The sequence below is a fragment of the Erwinia sp. SLM-02 genome (assembly GCF_037450285.1).
Lineage (GTDB): Bacteria > Pseudomonadota > Gammaproteobacteria > Enterobacterales > Enterobacteriaceae > Erwinia.
The window spans coordinates 463,320-480,086 of sequence record NZ_JAQISN010000003.1; the positions used below are offsets into that span (position 1 = coordinate 463,320).

17 protein-coding genes are annotated in these 16,767 nt (G+C 59.2%); 5 read left to right on the top strand and 12 right to left on the bottom strand.

The features are described from left to right. Nucleotides 1–73: 73 nt before the first annotated feature. Nucleotides 74–421 (bottom strand): YacC family pilotin-like protein, encoded by a 348-nt coding sequence (locus PGH32_RS18970; RefSeq protein ID WP_314421113.1) that lies wholly within the window; start codon nucleotides 419–421, stop codon nucleotides 74–76. Between the two features lie 180 nt (nucleotides 422–601). Here PGH32_RS18970 and cueO point away from each other — a divergent pair, with 180 nt between their 5' ends. Further along, a complete protein-coding gene (gene cueO, locus PGH32_RS18975) occupies nucleotides 602–2,305 on the top strand; it encodes a multicopper oxidase CueO (protein WP_337894838.1) in 1,704 nt (567 codons plus the stop codon). Between the two features lie 57 nt (nucleotides 2,306–2,362). Here cueO and PGH32_RS18980 read toward each other — a convergent pair whose 3' ends face one another. Next, on the bottom strand, nucleotides 2,363–3,643 hold the full coding sequence (locus PGH32_RS18980; RefSeq protein WP_337894839.1) for a cystathionine gamma-synthase family protein: 1,281 nt from the start codon (nucleotides 3,641–3,643) through the stop codon (nucleotides 2,363–2,365). 248 nt (nucleotides 3,644–3,891) lie between these two features. Here PGH32_RS18980 and hpt point away from each other — a divergent pair, with 248 nt between their 5' ends. Continuing rightward, nucleotides 3,892–4,428, top strand: a complete 537-nt coding sequence (gene hpt / locus PGH32_RS18985) for a hypoxanthine phosphoribosyltransferase (RefSeq protein WP_123337105.1) — start codon at nucleotides 3,892–3,894, stop codon at nucleotides 4,426–4,428. 114 nt (nucleotides 4,429–4,542) lie between these two features. On the opposite strand, the gene can is transcribed toward hpt, so the two are convergent. Continuing rightward, nucleotides 4,543–5,205: a carbonate dehydratase gene (gene can, locus PGH32_RS18990; protein ID WP_314421104.1), complete on the bottom strand. Its 663-nt coding sequence runs from the start codon at nucleotides 5,203–5,205 to the stop codon at nucleotides 4,543–4,545. A 121-nt stretch (nucleotides 5,206–5,326) separates the two neighbouring features. Here can and PGH32_RS18995 point away from each other — a divergent pair, with 121 nt between their 5' ends. Together PGH32_RS18995 and PGH32_RS19000 are read left to right on the top strand one after the other, a co-directional pair. Continuing rightward, complete coding sequence (locus PGH32_RS18995; protein WP_314421101.1) at nucleotides 5,327–6,253, top strand: ABC transporter ATP-binding protein; 927 nt, start codon at nucleotides 5,327–5,329, stop codon at nucleotides 6,251–6,253. Next, a complete protein-coding gene (locus PGH32_RS19000) occupies nucleotides 6,250–7,020 on the top strand; it encodes an ABC transporter permease (protein WP_314421100.1) in 771 nt (256 codons plus the stop codon). The genes PGH32_RS18995 and PGH32_RS19000 overlap by 4 nt, the downstream gene beginning before the upstream one ends. Nucleotides 7,021–7,071: 51 nt before the next feature. Here the strand turns inward: PGH32_RS19000 and panD are convergent, their stop codons facing one another. From panD to thpR, 9 genes are all read right to left on the bottom strand, one after another. Then, entirely contained in the window at nucleotides 7,072–7,452 is a 381-nt protein-coding gene (gene panD / locus PGH32_RS19005; protein ID WP_062747172.1) for an aspartate 1-decarboxylase, read from the bottom strand. Nucleotides 7,453–7,515: 63 nt separating this feature from the next. Continuing rightward, the gene (gene panC / locus PGH32_RS19010) at nucleotides 7,516–8,370 is read right to left on the bottom strand and encodes a pantoate--beta-alanine ligase (RefSeq protein WP_337894840.1); all 855 of its coding nucleotides are present in this window, start codon (nucleotides 8,368–8,370) and stop codon (nucleotides 7,516–7,518) included. A 15-nt stretch (nucleotides 8,371–8,385) separates the two neighbouring features. Then, nucleotides 8,386–9,180 (bottom strand): 3-methyl-2-oxobutanoate hydroxymethyltransferase, encoded by a 795-nt coding sequence (panB, locus tag PGH32_RS19015; protein WP_337894842.1) that lies wholly within the window; start codon nucleotides 9,178–9,180, stop codon nucleotides 8,386–8,388. A gap of 102 nt (nucleotides 9,181–9,282) precedes the next feature. After that, on the bottom strand, nucleotides 9,283–9,762 hold the full coding sequence (gene folK / locus PGH32_RS19020; protein WP_337894843.1) for a 2-amino-4-hydroxy-6-hydroxymethyldihydropteridine diphosphokinase: 480 nt from the start codon (nucleotides 9,760–9,762) through the stop codon (nucleotides 9,283–9,285). Further along, entirely contained in the window at nucleotides 9,759–11,186 is a 1,428-nt protein-coding gene (gene pcnB, locus PGH32_RS19025) for a polynucleotide adenylyltransferase PcnB (protein ID WP_314421653.1), read from the bottom strand. The genes folK and pcnB overlap by 4 nt, the downstream gene beginning before the upstream one ends. A 58-nt stretch (nucleotides 11,187–11,244) precedes the next feature. Further along, entirely contained in the window at nucleotides 11,245–12,153 is a 909-nt protein-coding gene (gluQRS, locus tag PGH32_RS19030; protein ID WP_337894844.1) for a tRNA glutamyl-Q(34) synthetase GluQRS, read from the bottom strand. A 71-nt stretch (nucleotides 12,154–12,224) separates the two neighbouring features. Further along, nucleotides 12,225–12,680, bottom strand: coding sequence for an RNA polymerase-binding protein DksA (dksA, locus tag PGH32_RS19035; protein WP_062747161.1), 456 nt, complete (start codon nucleotides 12,678–12,680; stop codon nucleotides 12,225–12,227). A 269-nt stretch (nucleotides 12,681–12,949) separates the two neighbouring features. Beyond that, a complete protein-coding gene (gene sfsA / locus PGH32_RS19040; protein ID WP_337894845.1) occupies nucleotides 12,950–13,654 on the bottom strand; it encodes a DNA/RNA nuclease SfsA in 705 nt (234 codons plus the stop codon). Between the two features lie 9 nt (nucleotides 13,655–13,663). Next, nucleotides 13,664–14,191 carry an RNA 2',3'-cyclic phosphodiesterase gene (gene thpR / locus PGH32_RS19045; protein WP_337894846.1) on the bottom strand — a complete coding sequence of 176 codons (528 nt, stop codon included), beginning with the start codon at nucleotides 14,189–14,191 and terminating at the stop codon, nucleotides 13,664–13,666. Nucleotides 14,192–14,267: 76 nt separating this feature from the next. Here thpR and hrpB point away from each other — a divergent pair, with 76 nt between their 5' ends. Continuing rightward, a complete protein-coding gene (hrpB, locus tag PGH32_RS19050) occupies nucleotides 14,268–16,709 on the top strand; it encodes an ATP-dependent helicase HrpB (RefSeq protein WP_337894847.1) in 2,442 nt (813 codons plus the stop codon). Nucleotides 16,710–16,767 lie beyond the last annotated feature (58 nt).

Consider the following 16,767-nt stretch of genomic DNA (forward strand, 5'->3'; position numbering starts at 1 on the left):
GGGCAACAGAATAGCGATTTCTGACCGTGGTTGCACGGTCAATTCGGACGCGGGGAGGGGGAACGGCAGGGCGTTATCTGACGTAGGCAAGCAGGCTCAGGGAGTCGCGGGCCAGCGATTTGCACTTGGTATCGTTTGGAATGGCAATGCCACTCAGGTCGCGATAGCTGTCCTCGCCGAGGGATTTCATATTGAAGCTGTTGTAATTACTCAGATCCCAGCGATTCTGCTGCGCGTAAAACATCAGTGCCCGACGTACCTGCCCGTCCGGAAGATCCTGGTAGCCACAATCATTTTTCAGATAAACAAATACGGCGGTTAAGTCGGCCAAATCTTCTGCTTCCGATTCGCTCAGGGCGAAACTGGTAGAGGAGAAGCCAAAAAGCCCCAGCAGCAACAGAGCCTTGATGCTTTTCTTCATAGTTGTTCTCATTCGTGTGCAATGAGCAGACGTTAGCACAGTTCAGGCCGGGTGCCAGCCCCTTTTGCCTTATAAAGACAGCGATAACTTGTTTTCGCATTTTTTATCGCGGCTTGACCTTCCCGCTGGGGAAGGGTTTATGCTGGCTGTATTTTCGACATCTGACAAAAGGAATGGATGATGCAACGTCGTGATTTTATAAAATTAAGCGCCGCTCTTGGCGCAGCCAGCGCTCTGCCGCTGTGGAGCCGTTCGCTGATGGCGGCTGAGCAGCGCCCTTTATTACCCGTTCCCGCCCTGCTGCTGCCCGATGCGCGTGGTGAAATTAAACTCGTGGCACAGCAGGGCACCAGCCACTGGCGGGGAAAAGACGTGCCTACCTGGGGCTATAACGGCGGCCTGCTTGGTCCGGCGATCCAGCTGGATCGCGGCAAAGAAGTCCGCGTCAATATCTTCAACCGCCTGCCCGACGCGACCACCGTTCACTGGCACGGGCTGGAGATCCCGGGAGAGGTCGACGGCGGGCCGCAGGCGAGGATTGAACCGGGGCAGCAGCGCAGCGTCAGCTTTACCCCGGATCAGCCCGCCGCCACCTGCTGGTTCCACCCTCACCAGCACGGCCGTACTGGCTATCAGGTCGCGCAGGGACTGGCGGGCCTGGTACTGATCAACGATCCCGAAAGCGGCAAACTCCTGCTGCCAAAACAGTGGGGTGTGGATGACATTCCGGTGATCCTGCAGGATAAACGCCTGACCGAAGACGGCAGCAAAATTGACTACCGGCTGGATGTGATGGACGCGGCGGTGGGCTGGTTCGGCGATACGCTGCTGACCAACGGCGCGATTTATCCGCAGCACGGCGTGCCGCGCGGCTGGCTGCGCCTGCGCCTGCTCAACGGCTGCAATGCCCGATCGCTGAAGCTGACCACCAGCGACAGCCGTCCGATGTATGTGATTGCCAGCGACGGCGGGCTGCTGGCGGAGCCGGTCAAACTCAGCGAGCTGCCGATGATGCCGGGTGAACGCTTCGAGGTGCTGGTGGATACCTCCGACGGTAAGCCGTTTGACCTGCAAACGCTGCCGGTGCGCCAGATGGGTATGACGCTGACGCCGTTTGACCAGCCGCTGCCGGTACTGTCGATCAATCCGCTGCGGGTGATGGCCAGCGGTACCCTGCCTGACAAACTGGTGGAAATACCCGCCGTAGCCGTGCCGCAGGCCACTGACACTCGCTGGCTGCAGCTGATGATGGATCCTGAACTCGATCGCCGCGGCATGCAGGCGCTGATGGATCAATACGGCCACGCGGCGATGGCGGGAATGGATATGTCCGCGCACGGGATGGCTGGCGCGACGGGCGGCCATTCTGCAGCGGCACCAGCCGGGAAAATGCAGGGCAAGGATCGTGGCAGCATGGGGGGCATGGATCACGGAAATATGGCCGGGATGGATCACGGCGGTATGGACCATGGCAAGATGGCGGGAATGGGTCACGGCGACATGAAGGGCAAACAGGCGAAATCCGCCGCGCTTTTCGACTTCCATCAGGGAAACAAGATTAACGGCGTCGCATTCAATATGGAGAAGCCTGCGTTTGAGGCGAAGCAGGGCGTATGGGAGAAGTGGACCATCTCCGGCGAAGGCGACATGATGATGCATCCTTTCCACGTTCACGGCACCCAGTTCCGCATCCTGTCTGAAAACGGCAAACCGCCAGCGCCACACCGCAGCGGCTGGAAGGATATGGTGCACGTAGAAGGCGGGCGCAGCGAAGTTCTGGTGCGCTTTAATCACAAGGCGGATAACGCCAACGCCTATATGGCGCACTGCCACCTGCTGGAGCATGAAGATACCGGCATGATGCTGGGCTTTACGGTAGCGTGATGGCTGGAGCCGCCGGAGTGAAGTGATACTTCGCCCCGGCTGCTGGCCATCAAACCGTTACCCCTGCAGCGCCAGCCGCAGATCCTCGATCAAATCGCCCTTATTCTCGATACCGATCGACAGACGAATGGTGGTGGATTTAATGCCGATGCGGTCGCGGACCTCCAGCGGAACGCCGGAGTGGGTGGTGCTGGCCGGATGGCTGGCCAGGGATTCGGTACCGCCCAGGCTGACCGCCAGCTTGAACAGCTGCAACGCATTGAGGAACTTAAACGCCGCCGCTTCACCACCGTGAATATCAAAGGAGAAGGTGGAACCGGCACCGCTGCACTGGGCACGGTAGGTCTTACCCTGCGGCGAATCAGCATCAAGGAACGGCAGATAGTGGATCTGCGCCACCTGCGGATGGCCGCGCAGAAACTCCGCCACCGCTGCGGCGTTGTCGTTGGCGCGCTCCATACGCAGTGCCAGCGTCTCCAGCGATCGGCCAATCATCCAGCTGGAGTGCGGATCGAGCTGGGTGCCGATGGCGCTACGCAGCGCCTTCACCTGACGGATCAGCGCTTTGCTGCCCATCGCCGCCCCGGCGATAAGATCCGAGTGGCCGCCAACGTATTTTGTCAGTGAATAGAGCGAGATATCCGCGCCGTGTTCGGTGGGGCGCGAGAATACCGGCCCCAGCAGCGTGTTATCACAGGCAACGATCGGGCGGTAGTTCTGGCGCTGCTCAATGCTGTCCGCGACGCGTTTGATCAGCGCAATATCCACCAGACTGTTGGTCGGGTTAGCCGGAGATTCAATCAGGATCACCGAGACGCGACCCTGCGCCAGCGCCTTATCGGCGGCGGCCTGTACCGAAGCTTCATCCACGCCGTCGGCAAATCCCACGCTGGAAATATTCAGATTGCCGAAGGTTTTGCTCAGCAGGGTTTCCGTACCGCCGTACAGCGGTTGGGAGTGCAGGATGGTGTCGCCGGGCCGGGTGAAGGCCAGCAGCGTGGTGGAAATTGCCGACATGCCGGAAGAGAACAGCGCCGCACTGTCGGTGCGTTCATACACCGCCAGTCGATCTTCTACAATCTCACTGTTAGGGTGATTAAAGCGCGAATAAACCAGGCCGTTTCCCTCTCCCGATGGCGGCTCACGGCGGCCGGAAACGTAGTCGAAGAAATCGCGGCCCTCTTCGGCACTGTTAAAAACAAAAGTGGAAGTCAGAAATACCGGCGGTTTTACCGCGCCTTCCGACAGCGCCGGATCGTAACCGTAGTTCAGCATCTGAGTTTCGGGGTGCAGTTCGCGGTTGCCGATATGCGTTTTTTTTGAATGTGAGGAAGCCATTTAATCTCCTGCCATTGGGCACGGTGCTTTTATTATTCGCGCTAAACTATCATGCGTGGCCCGGGCGAGATAAATGAATTAACGTTCTATATATAAAATATAAAACCATATAAAATATGGATATCTTTACGTTTAGCAGTCTGTATGTCTATTGCGTAATTTAACTTCGCGCGTTGCGCAACGGTGAGCGTCAGGGGGGATAAATGTGCTAGACTGTGCCGCTTTCCCTGAACAATCGACGATTAACTATGAAACATACCGTTGAAGTAATGATCTCCGAAGCCGAGATCAAATCCCGCATTGCTGAACTTGGCCAGCAAATCAATGACCACTACCGCAACAGCGGTAGCGACATGGTGCTGGTGGGCCTGCTGCGCGGATCCTTTATGTTTATGGCCGACCTGTGCCGCGCCATTGATGTGCCTCACGAGGTCGATTTTATGACCGCCTCCAGCTACGGTAACGGCACTTCCAGCACCCGGGATGTAAAAATCCTCAAGGATCTGGATGAGGATATCCGTGGCAAAGACGTGCTGATTGTCGAAGATATAATCGATTCAGGTAATACGCTGAGTAAAGTGCGGGAAATTTTCAGCCTGCGTGGACCAAAATCGCTGGCGATCTGCACTCTGCTGGATAAGCCGGAGCGCCGTGAAGTGCAGGTGCCGGTGGAATATGTCGGCTTCTCAATCCCTGACGAGTTCGTGGTGGGCTACGGTATTGACTACGCCCAGCGTTATCGCCACCTGCCGTTTATCGGCAAAGTGGTGATGCTGGACGAATAAGCCGGGCTGAGTGACCGCGAGTGCACACCGCACAATCGACCAAGGCCGGAAATTTCGGCCTGTTATATGATGTGCGGCAAATCGCAGTGAGGCGGAGAGCGTGTTGCCCGCGGCTTACGGATTCAGGTCAGGGTCGTTCAGCAGGTTAGCGATACCGTGGCGGTAACGCTGTTCCAGAATTTCACGGTTGGTGGCCGTAACGCCCAGGTCGCGCAGATAGCCGTCCAGGATCCCGTATACCCAGCCGTGAATTGTCACCTTCTGTCCGCGTTTCCACGCTGACTGCATGACGGTTGAGTGGCCAAGGTTGTAAACCTGCTCAATCACGTTAATTTCGCAAAGTTTATCGAAGCGTTTTTCCGGCGCCAGCTCACCCAGTAGCGAACTGTGTTTGTACCAGAGATCGCGAATGTGCAGCAGCCAGTTATTAATCAGGCCGAGTTCCGGGTTTTCCACCGCCGCCTGAACGCCACCGCAGCCGTAGTGGCCGCAGATAATAACATGCTCTACTTCCAGCACCTCCACCGCGTACTGCACGACGGAAAGGCAGTTGAGGTCGGTGTGAATCACCAGATTGGCCACGTTGCGGTGAACGAAAAGTTCACCGGGCTCCAGCCCGGTCAGGCGCTCGGCGGGGACGCGGCTGTCGGAGCAGCCGATCCACAGAAAACGGGGTTTTTGTGCCAGGGACAAACGTTCAAAAAAACCGGGATCTTCCTCTTTCAGCAATCTGGACCATTCGCGGTTGTTGCTGATAAGGGTTTCAATATCTTTCATAATGGTGTCGACCAGTCACACACAAAAACGTTGCGGTAATATAGGGCAATGATCGGCGATTGAAAACGGCAAACAAGAAACTAAACGCGATACGATAAATACAAAGGGCTATTTCTTACCTATGACTTATGCACTTGAACTTGAAAAACTGACCAAAACCTACGCGGGCGGAGTTCAGGCGCTCAAGGGAATCGATCTCCAGGTTGAGGCGGGTGATTTCTATGCGCTGCTCGGCCCCAACGGGGCGGGTAAATCCACGACCATTGGCATCATCAGTTCGCTGGTGAATAAAACCAGCGGCCGGGTACGGGTGTTTGGCTACGATCTGCAAAATGATGTGGTCAATGCCAAGCGCCAGCTGGGGCTGGTGCCGCAGGAATTTAACTTTAACCAGTTTGAAACCGTACAGCAGATCGTGGTCGATCAGGCCGGCTATTACGGCGTGGAGAAGCGCGAAGCGGTGAAGCGGGCGGAAAAGTATCTGACCCAGCTTGACCTCTGGCAGAAGCGCAACGAGCGTGCGCGTATGCTGTCAGGCGGCATGAAGCGCCGCCTGATGATTGCCCGCGCGCTGATGCATGAGCCGAAGCTGCTGATCCTGGATGAGCCAACCGCCGGGGTGGACATTGAGCTGCGTCGTTCGATGTGGACCTTCCTCAAGGATCTGAACGCCCGCGGGACCACTATCATCCTCACTACCCACTATCTGGAAGAGGCGGAAATGCTGTGCCGCAATATCGGCATTATCCAGAGCGGTGAGCTGGTTGAGAACACCTCAATGAAAGGGCTGCTGGCGAAGCTTAAATCAGAAACCTTTATCCTCGATCTGGCCGCGAAAAGCCCGCTGCCGCAGCTGGAAGGCTTCAGGTATCGGCTGGTGGATACCTCAACGCTGGAAGTGGAGGTGCTGCGCGAGCAGGGTCTGAACAGCGTGTTTAGCCAGCTGAGCGCGCAGGGCGTGCAGGTGCTGAGTATGCGTAATAAGGCGAACCGTCTTGAGGAGCTGTTTGTTGACCTGGTTAATGGTCACACGGGAGAGAAAGCATGACACATTTATACTGGGTAGCCCTCAAGAGCATCTGGAGTAAAGAGGTTAACCGCTTTGCCCGCATCTGGATCCAGACGCTGGTCCCGCCGGTGATCACCATGACGCTGTACTTTATTATCTTCGGTAATCTGATCGGTTCACGCATCGGTGAAATGCACGGCTTTACCTATATGCAGTTTATCGTGCCCGGTCTGATTATGATGGCGGTGATCACCAATGCCTATGCCAACGTCGCCTCGTCGTTTTTCAGCTCCAAGTTCCAGCGCAATATCGAAGAGCTGCTGGTGGCGCCGGTGCCAACGCATGTGATTATCGCCGGTTACGTCGGCGGCGGCGTGGCGCGCGGGGTCTGCGTGGGCGTACTGGTCACGGCCATTTCGCTGTTCTTTGTGCCTTTCCAGGTGCATTCCTGGCTGATGGTGGCGGTGACGCTGCTGCTGACGGCGATCCTGTTCTCGCTGGCCGGCCTGCTGAATGCGGTCTTTGCCCGCACCTTTGACGATATCAGCCTGATCCCGACGTTTGTGCTGACGCCGCTGACCTATCTTGGCGGGGTATTCTACTCGCTGACGCTGCTGCCGCCGGTGTGGCAGATGATTTCCAAGCTGAATCCTATCGTCTATATGATTAGCGGGTTCCGCTACGGTTTTCTCGGCATCAGCGACGTACCGCTGGGCTTTACCCTTGCGGTGCTGGTGGCGTTTATCGTGGTGTTTTATGCTCTGGCGTGGTCGCTGATCCAGCGCGGTCGCGGGCTGCGAACCTGATGTGACTGACTGAATTGAACGGGGCGACCAGCAATGGCCGCCCCGTTTTCTTTACGCCACCTGAACCGGTACGGCTTTCGCCACGCGCTTCATCTGGTTGTCGCCTTCAAAGTAGGCCACTTTCGGCTGCCATTCGCGTGCTTCGGCGTCCGACATCTGCACATAGGAGCAGATAATCAGCAGGTCGCCCTCACAGGCGCAGCGAGCGGCCGCGCCGTTCACCGAAATGATTTTCGAGCCGCGCTCTGCGGCAATCGCATAGGTGGAAAAACGCTGGCCGTTGTTGACGTTATAAATATCGATCGCTTCATACTGCAGGATGCCGGAAGCGTCGAGAAAATCCTGATCGATGGCGCAGGAGCCTTCGTAATTCAGGTCGGCCTGGGTGACTTTCACCCGGTGGAGTTTGCCCTGCAACATAGTACGGTTCATAAGCTGTAACTCTGCAATCAATCGAAAAACGAACGACAGTATTGCCCCTGCGGGCAACGCTGTCTACTGGGTGAGATCAACCTGCTGATTATCAATCAGGCGGGCTTTACCCAGCCACGCGGCCATCAGGATCACCGCCCGGCGGCTGTCCGTCGTTAACGGCAGCAGGGTATCGGCATCGACGATTGCCAGGCCATCCGCCCGCAGCCCTTTTTCGCTCAGGGTCGTTTCCGCCTGGGTAATCAGTTCCTCCACATGGCGTTCGCCGTTGCTCAGCATGCTGGCGATATCATTCATCACCTGGCTCAGCCCCGGCGCGATTTTACGCTCATCGGCGGTCAGATAGCCGTTGCGCGAGCTGAGCGCGAGGCCGTCTTTCGCACGTACCGTTGGCACACCGACGATCTCAAGGTCGTAACCCATATCCGCCACCATCTTGCGGATCAGCGCCAGCTGCTGGAAGTCCTTCTCGCCAAAGCAGGCGATATCCGGCTGTACCAGGTTAAACAGCTTGCTGACGATGGTGGACACGCCGCGAAAATGCCCCGGACGGCTGGCGCCTTCCAGCAGGGTGGAGAGTCCGGGAACGTCGACAAACGTCTGCTCGTGCAGGCCCTGCGGGTAGATATCCGCCGGAGCCGGGGAAAACACCAGATCGACGCCGCGACGGTTCAGCTTCTCACAGTCTGCCTGCAGGGTGCGCGGGTAGCTCGCCAGGTCATCGGCGCGTTCAAACTGCATCGGGTTAACGAAGATGGACACCACCACGATGTCCGCGCGCGCGCGCGCTTCGTCCACCAGCGTCATGTGTCCATCGTGCAGGTTGCCCATGGTCGGGACCAGCGCGATACGTTTACCGTCCTGGCGCCAGCGGCGGATTTCACGGCGGAGCAGCGGCAGGGTTTCAATAATCAGCACGGTGTTTCTCCTCGGTTACTGGAAGCTGTGTTGCTCGGCAGGATAGCTGCCATTTTCCACTTCCGCGACGTACTGACGCACGGCGGCGCGAATGTCGCCGGTTTCAGCAAGGAAGTTTTTGGCGAATTTCGGGATGTGGCCACCGGTAATGCCGAACGCATCGTGCATGACCAGGATCTGTCCGTCGGTCACGTTACCGGCACCGATGCCGATCACCGGAATGGTCAGCGCGTCCGTCACGCGTTTTGCCAGCGCAACCGGCACGCACTCCAGTACCAGCAGCTGCATACCGGCGGCTTCCAGCGCCAGCGCATCATCCAGCAGGCGATCGGCGTCGGCCTCGGCGCGGCCCTGAATTTTATAACCGCCGAAGATATTCACCGACTGGGGCGTCAGGCCAAGGTGGCCACAGACCGGCACCGCGCGCTCGGTCAGCTGCTTCACCGTGTCGGCCAGCCATTTACCGCCTTCCAGCTTCACCATATTGGCCCCGGCGCGCATCAGCTGCGCGGCGCTGTCGAACGTTTGCTGCGGCGTGCTGTAGCTCATAAACGGCAGGTCGGCGAGCAGCAGGGCAGCGGGTGCACCGCGGCGCACCGTTTCGGTGTGGTAGGCGATATCAGACACGGTGACCGGCAGCGTGGAGTCGTGGCCCTGAACCACCATCCCCAGTGAATCCCCCACCAGCAGAACCTGGATGCCTTCATCGGCAAACAGACGGGCGAAGCTGAATTCATAGGCGGTGATAGAGGCAAATTTACGCCCCTGCTGTTTCCATTGACGCAAGGTCGAGACGGTAGTCGGTTTCATCGTATCCTCAGTAAGAGTCTTCCTGGTTGGCGTATCTTAAAGGATGGGGAGGAGAGTGCAAAGGGGGATATCCGGCGCAGCACGGGCTGCACCGAAAGGGAATTACCAGGGGCGGATCGCAGTGCTGTCCAGCGGCGCCAGCAGATCGGCAATGCGCGTCCCGTCCGGCAGGCAGAGCCCGGGGGCGATCTCCCGCAGCGGCAGCAGCATAAAGGCGCGGTTGTGCATATCGTAGTGCGGAACGGTCAGGCGCGGGGTGGCCAGCGTTAAATCACCAAACAGCATGATATCGAGATCCAGCGTGCGCGGTCCCCAGCGATGATCTTTACGCACGCGCCCCTGTTCCAGCTCGATACGCTGGGTGTGGTCCAGCAGCGCGTCGGGGCTCAGTTCGGTTTCCAGCGCCACGGCGGCGTTCAGATAGTCAGGCTGGTCGGGCGGCCCGTACGGCGGGGTACGGTAGAGAGAAGAGCAGGCAATCAGCCTGCTCTGCGGGATCGCGGCCAGGGCATCGAGTGCCGACTGCACCTGGTGCAGCGGATCGGCCAGGTTACTGCCCAGCGCCAGATAAACCCGCGTCATGCGTTGTTGTTGTCGTATCCGTCACGGCGACCGTTACCCGGCACGCGCTTACGCGGACGGCGGGTGCGGCGGCGCGGTGCAGGATCGTCACCGAGGGTGTTCAGCATGGTTTTCTGCTGCGGCGGCGCGGAAACCTGGAACTCGCCCCACCAGGTGGTCAGGCGCTGCAGTTCGTGATTGTTTTCCACTTCGGCACGCAGGGCCAGCAGATCGTAGGCGGCGCGGAACTTAGGATGCTCCATCAGCTTCCACGCGCGCTTGCCGTGGCGGCGAGACAGGCGCAGCTGCAGGGTCCAGATATCGCGGACCAGCGAGGTAATGCGTTTTGGGATCGCCAGCGAGCGGCAGGCTTCATCCAGCACGTCATTCATCGCCAGCGCGAAGGCATCGTAATAGGCCAGGCCGCTCTCCTGAGCGATTTTCTGCGCGGCTTCCAGCTGCGGATACCAGAACATCGCCGCGAACAGGAACGCCGGGTTCACGCGCATCTGGGTGTGAATACGGGTATCCGTATTCTTCAGCACCAGCTGGATCATCCGCTCCATATTGCTGTCACCCTGTTCGGTGAAATAGCGGGTAATGATCGGGAACAGCGGCTGGAACAGCTGATATTCGCAGAGCTTGCGGTAGGTGGCCTCACCGTAGCCCGCCTGCAGCAGCTTGAGGGATTCCTCAAACAGACGCGCCGGCGGGATATCACGCAGCAGCGTGGCGAGGCGCGGGATCGGTTCACCGGTTTCAGCGGCTATGCTCATATCCAGCTTGGCGGCAAAGCGGGCCACGCGCAGCATGCGCACCGGATCCTCGCGATAGCGGGTTTCCGGGTCGCCGATCATACGGATAATACCCTGCTGCAGATCGTTCAGGCCACCGACGTAATCGCGGACGGTGAAATCCGCCACGCTGTAGTACAGGCTGTTAATGGTCAGGTCACGGCGCTGGGCGTCATCTTCGATAGAACCAAAAATGTTATCACGCAGCAGCATGCCGTTCTGGCCGCGCTGTGAGCTGTTACGATCGTCAACGGGCTGGGGTTCTGCCTCGTGGTGACCGCGGAAGGTGGCCACTTCGATAATTTCCGGACCAAACATCACGTGTGCCAGTCGGAAACGGCGGCCCACCAGGCGACAGTTGCGGAACAGTTTACGCATCTGCTCCGGCGTGGCATTGGTGGTGACATCGAAATCTTTCGGCTTTTTACCCAGCAACAGATCGCGTACGCCACCACCCACCAGGTAGGCTTCAAAGCCCGCTTTATTCAGGCGATAGAGCACCTTGAGGGCATTTTCGCTGATGTCCTTGCGTGAGATATTATGACGATCGCGAGGAATAACGGTCATCTGACGCACTTCCTCGATCCCGGCTGGTACTACCTCATCGCGACTGAGAACTTTTCGGCAAAAATTAGCAACTCGGGTAAAAATGGGACACCTCGATAGTGACAATGAAATCTGTGCGGTAAAAACAGCGGCTAATCATAGCTCAGAGTGAACCGTTTGAGAATGCCGATGTCGCCGTATCCTGCTGTGGCGCGTCGGTAATCGGGATTAAACTCAAATCCCAGTGGCTGACCGCCTGCTGTAAAAGTGCTTCCTGCGTTGCATCACGCCAGTTTTCTGTGACCGGCTGGCCGAGGAAGCGCAGCGCCTGGACCAGAGCGGGGCGGGGATCGCCCGCCGGTAGCGGCGCAGCATGATTCTGTTTTGACAGCTTATTGCCGTCATGATTCAGCACCAGTGGCAAATGCAGATGGCCCGGGCTGGGCCAGCCAAACTGTTGATAAAGCGTTATCTGCCTGACCGTCGGTTCGATCAGATCGGCCCCGCGCACCACTTCCGTGATCCCCTGAAAGCGATCGTCAACCACGACGGCTAGATTATAGGCAAACAGCCCGTCGCGGCGATGAATAATAAAGTCTTCTGCGGCCAGGCGCTCGTCGGCCTGAACCGTACCGCGCAGCCGATCGCTGAAGGTGCTGACCGGGCGATCCACTTTAAGCCGCAGTGCGGCCCGCTGTGCACCGTGATTCAGCTTTCTGCAATGGCCATCGTACAGCCCGCCGATCTGCTGGATGCGGCTGCGTGGACAGGTGCAGTAATAGCTCATCCCCTGCTGCTTTAAGTCGTCCAGTGCGGCGCGATAGGCTTCATGGCGCTGCGACTGCCACAGCACGTCGCCGTCCCAGTGCAGGCCGTAATGCTCAAGCTGGTTGAGGATGCGGGCTGCCGCGCCGGGAATTTCACGGGGAGGATCGATATCTTCAATGCGAACGCGCCACAGACCCTGCTGCGCACGCGCCTGCAGATAGCTGCCAACGGCGGCAATCAGAGAGCCGAAATGCAAATCGCCGGAAGGAGAGGGGGCAAAGCGCCCGATATAGGATGCTGACATCGTGAATGGGGAAGGGCAGTGAAGCGGGAACGGAGAACCGCTCCCGGATCCACTGCGCCATCCTTGTGCCGTTAACCGGCCATTTGTTTTTCGCGGATTTCCGCCAGCGTTTTACAGTCGATACACAGATCGGCAGTAGGACGCGCTTCAAGGCGACGGATACCGATTTCAACGCCACATGATTCACAGTAGCCGAAATCATCATCCAGCACTTTCTTCAGCGTCTTCTCGATCTTTTTGATCAGTTTGCGCTCGCGGTCACGGTTACGCAGTTCAAGACTAAACTCTTCTTCCTGTGTTGCGCGGTCAGCGGGATCCGGGAAGTTAGCAGCTTCATCCTGCATGTGCGAAACCGTGCGGTCCACTTCATCCCGAAGCTGGTTGCGCCAGGCTTCAAGAATCTTCTTGAAGTGCTCCAGCTGGGCTTCGTTCATATACTCTTCGCCTGGCTTCTCTTGGTATGGCTCCACCCCAGCGATGGCGAGAATACTCAGGGACGATGTTTTACGGTTTTGCCCTTCTTGCATGTTGTTTCTCCTGGATAACACGCACTATACCCTTCACTTCTCAGGCTGCAGAGACTGTCAGCCGGTGAAGTCCCACAGGGCTATTGCCTGCCCTGCATCCCGAGACTGTCGGGCATCGATCCCCCGGAGGGGAAAAAACAGGCCGCTATAAATAACAGAAGCGATTAAGGTTGGCAATTATTCCTGAACATGCCTTGACAAGCATGTGAGGAAGAGCGTATTTGGCCCCTTGCCGAAAGCGTGCTTATAACAGCAAATTGCGCCAATTTTTACAACTCTACCTTCAGGGGCCGAATCAGACGGATCCCTTCGGGTGATAACTGCGCCTTATAGCAAAGCAGCTCAACGCCGTTTTGCTGTGCCTGTACCAGTAGTTCTGCGTAGCGCGCATCAATGTGACTCGCGGGGGCAACGTCCTCAATCCCCGAGTGCAGAACGGCGAAAAACAGAACTGCCCGTTGGCCGGACTGTGCGATCTGAGTCAGCTCGCGCAGATGCTTCTGGCCACGCGTGGTCACCGCGTCCGGAAAGTACCCTTTGCCCTGCTGTAACAGCGTTACGGATTTGACTTCAATATAGCAGTTTCGGCAACCCTCTGCCTGTAACAGGAAATCAATGCGGCTGTTTTCGGCGCCGTATTTAACTTCAGGTTGCAGGCGGGTGTAACCGGATAATTCTGCAATCCGTCCTTCTTCCAGCGCTTCCCGAACTAACGTGTTGGCGCGCAGGGTATTAATGCAAATCAGCTCTCCGCTTTGCGTCCCGGTCAGCTCCCAGCTGTGCGGATACTTCCGGGTCAGACTGGCGGAGGTGGAATACCACACGGTATCCCCCGGCGTAGCACACCCGGTCATCGCGCCGGTATTGGCGCAGTGAAGGGTCAGCGTTTCGCCGTCCGGCGTGATGACGTCGGCCAGAAATCGCTTGTAGCGTTTAATCAGCGTTGCCGATTGCAGGGCGGGACTGTATTCCATAGGAAATCCTTATTGAAGCGCCCAGCCCTTAATCTCCTTAATACGGGTTCGCCCGCGGGAGAAGTGCGACTGGAACAGCACAAAACGCCCGACGGGCAGCGACCAGCTAAAATCTCGCGCTGGCAGCTTTACCGGCTGCGTAGCCTGGCGCAGTAATGTGACATGCGGATGAAAGGGCTGTGGCGATTGTGCACAGCCGTGACGGGCGGCCTGGGCGCGCAGCAGCGCCGCCAGCTGTAGCAGGCCTCGCGGTGCGCGGTGCGGCCCCAGCCAGACCATGCCGGAACGCGGCCAGTGCCCGGCGTCGTCCAGCGTCAGCGTAAAGCCGGCCTGCCGGATGCGCCCCGCCAGCTGCATCAGCGCCTGCGCTTTCTCCTCGCTCACTTCGCCCAGGTATGCCAGCGTCAGGTACAGGCTCTCCGCGGCAACGGGATAGCCCACCTCTGCGGGAAAGCCGTCGGCGCGCCACTGAATAATCTGCTGTTTAATCTCACCCGGCAATTCAATGCCGAAGAACAGCCGTTTAGATTCGCGCATCGCGTCCCCCGGTAAATCAACCCCGGGAATGCTACAATGCCCGGAAGATTAAGACCATGCTGTTATGGAGCTAAACGTGAGTTCACTACCGGTCAGTGCCGTTTTGCCCGAGCTGCTGGCGGCGCTGCAATCCTCCCCGCAGGTGCTGCTGGCGGCCCCTACCGGAGCAGGGAAATCCACCTGGCTTCCGCTGCAAATTTTAAAACAGGCTTCCTTTAGCGGGCGCATTCTGCTGCTTGAGCCGCGCAGGCTGGCGGCGCGTAACGTGGCACAGCGCCTGGCGGAACAGCTGGGGCAGGAGCCGGGAGAAACCGTCGGCTATCGCATGCGCGGCGAGAGCCGCAGCGGGCCACAGACCCGGCTGGAGGTGGTCACGGAAGGGATCTTAACCCGCATGCTGCAGCAGGATCCGATGCTGGAAGGGGTGTCGCTGGTGATCCTTGATGAATTTCACGAGCGCAGCCTGCAGGCCGATCTGGCGCTGGCGCTGCTGCTGGACGTGCAGCAGGGCCTGCGTGACGATCTCAGGGTGCTGATTATGTCGGCGACGCTGGATAATGCGGCGCTGAGTCAACAGCTGCCGCGGGCGCCGATGGTGGTTTCTGAGGGACGATCGTATCCGGTGGATCGCCGCTATCTGCCGCTGGCGACCCATCAGCGATTTGAAGAAGCGGTTGCCCGGCAGACGGCCCAGCTGCTGCGCGAAGAGTCGGGATCGCTGCTGCTGTTTTTGCCCGGCGTGGCGGAGATCCAGCGGGTGCAGACCCAGCTGGCGGAGATGATTGCCTCCGATATCGATCTCTGCCCGCTTTACGGTGCGCTGCCGCTGTCCGAGCAGCAAAAGGCGATCCTGCCCGCCCCCCAGGGACGGCGCAAGGTGGTGCTGGCGACGAACATCGCCGAAACCAGCCTGACGATTGAAGGTATCCGCCTGGTGGTGGACAGCGCGCTGGAACGGAGTGCGCTGTTCGACGTGCGCACCGGCCTGACGCGGCTGCAGACCCAGCGCGTCAGCCAGGCCTCCATGACCCAGCGTGCCGGCCGTGCCGGGCGACTTGAACCCGGCATCTGCCTGCATCTGCTGGCGAAAGAGCAGGCGGAGCGCGCGGCGACACACGGCGAGCCGGAGATCCTGCACAGCGATCTCTCATCGCTGTGGCTGGATCTGCTGCAGTGGGGCTGCCGCGATGTCGATCAGCTGAACTGGCTGGATCGTCCTCCGCAGTCAGGCATTAACGCCGCCCGACAGCTTTTATGCCAGCTGGGCGTCACGGACGATGGCGATCGGCTGACCGCGCGCGGGCGCAAAATTGCCGCGCTGGGCAGCGAGCCGCGCTATGGCGCGATGCTGGCGGCCGCAGGCGAAAATGCCGATGCCGTTGCCACAGCGGCGCAGCTGGTGGCTATGCTTGAAGAACCCCCGCGCGGTAGCCCCGACCTGCGCGAGGGGTTTCACCGCCGCCTGCCGCACTGGCAGCGCCGGGCAAAGCAGCTACAGCAGAGGCTGGGCGTCAGCGGTGGCCGTGTGGATGAAGACCGCCTTGCACCGCTGCTGGCCGCCGCCTTCCCGGACCGCGTGGCACGGCGACGCGGCGACGGAGGCCGCTACCAGCTGGCGAACGGCAGCGGCGCGACGCTGGAAAATGACGAGGCGCTGACCCGCTACGAGTGGCTGATTGTTCCTGCGCTGCTGCAAAGCGGCAGCCAGCCCGATGCGCGGATCCTGCAGGCGCTGCCGGTCACCATTGAGTCACTGACTCGCGAGGTTCCTGAGCTGGTGGTGCAGCAAACGGAAGTCGAGTGGGATGAGGAAAAGGGCACGCTGCGTGCCTGGAAACGCGAGCAGATCGGCCAGCTGGTGCTGAAATCGCAGCCGCTGGCTAAGCCGGACGAGCAGGAGCTGCATGCCGCCATGCTGCGCTGGGTGCGTAGCAAAGGGCTGAGCGTACTGAACTGGACGCCGCAGGCCGAGCAGCTGCGCCTGCGGCTGCTGTGTGCCGCGCAGTGGCTACCGGAGGGGGAGTGGCCCGGCGCGGACGAGGCCACGCTGCTGGCCTCGCTTGAACAGTGGCTGCTGCCTGCAATGAGCGGCGTTCGCGACGGTAAAGGGCTGAAGCAGCTGGACGTGGTGGGCGCACTCTTACAAATGTTGACATGGTCACAGCGTCAGCAACTGGATACTGTGTTGCCAACTCATTACACTGTGCCCACCGGAAGTCGGCTGCCCGTGCATTATCATGAGGACAAGCCCCCGGTGCTGGCGGTGCGCCTGCAGGAGATGTACGGCGAGGCGCAGAATCCCAGCGTTGCACAAGGAAGGGTACCGCTGGTGCTGGAATTACTGTCCCCGGCACACCGGCCGTTGCAGATCACACGCGATCTGGCCGCGTTCTGGGCCGGGGCATACCGGGAAGTGCAGAAAGAGATGAAAGGGCGCTATCCAAAGCATTTATGGCCCGACGATCCCGCCAGCGCGCTCCCCACGCGGCGGGTTAAAAAGTTTTCCAACCCGTCATAGAGCCGGCTTTTCCCGGCGTGACGGCCGCGCTGTTTCGGAAGGTTCTTCTTCCGCAACG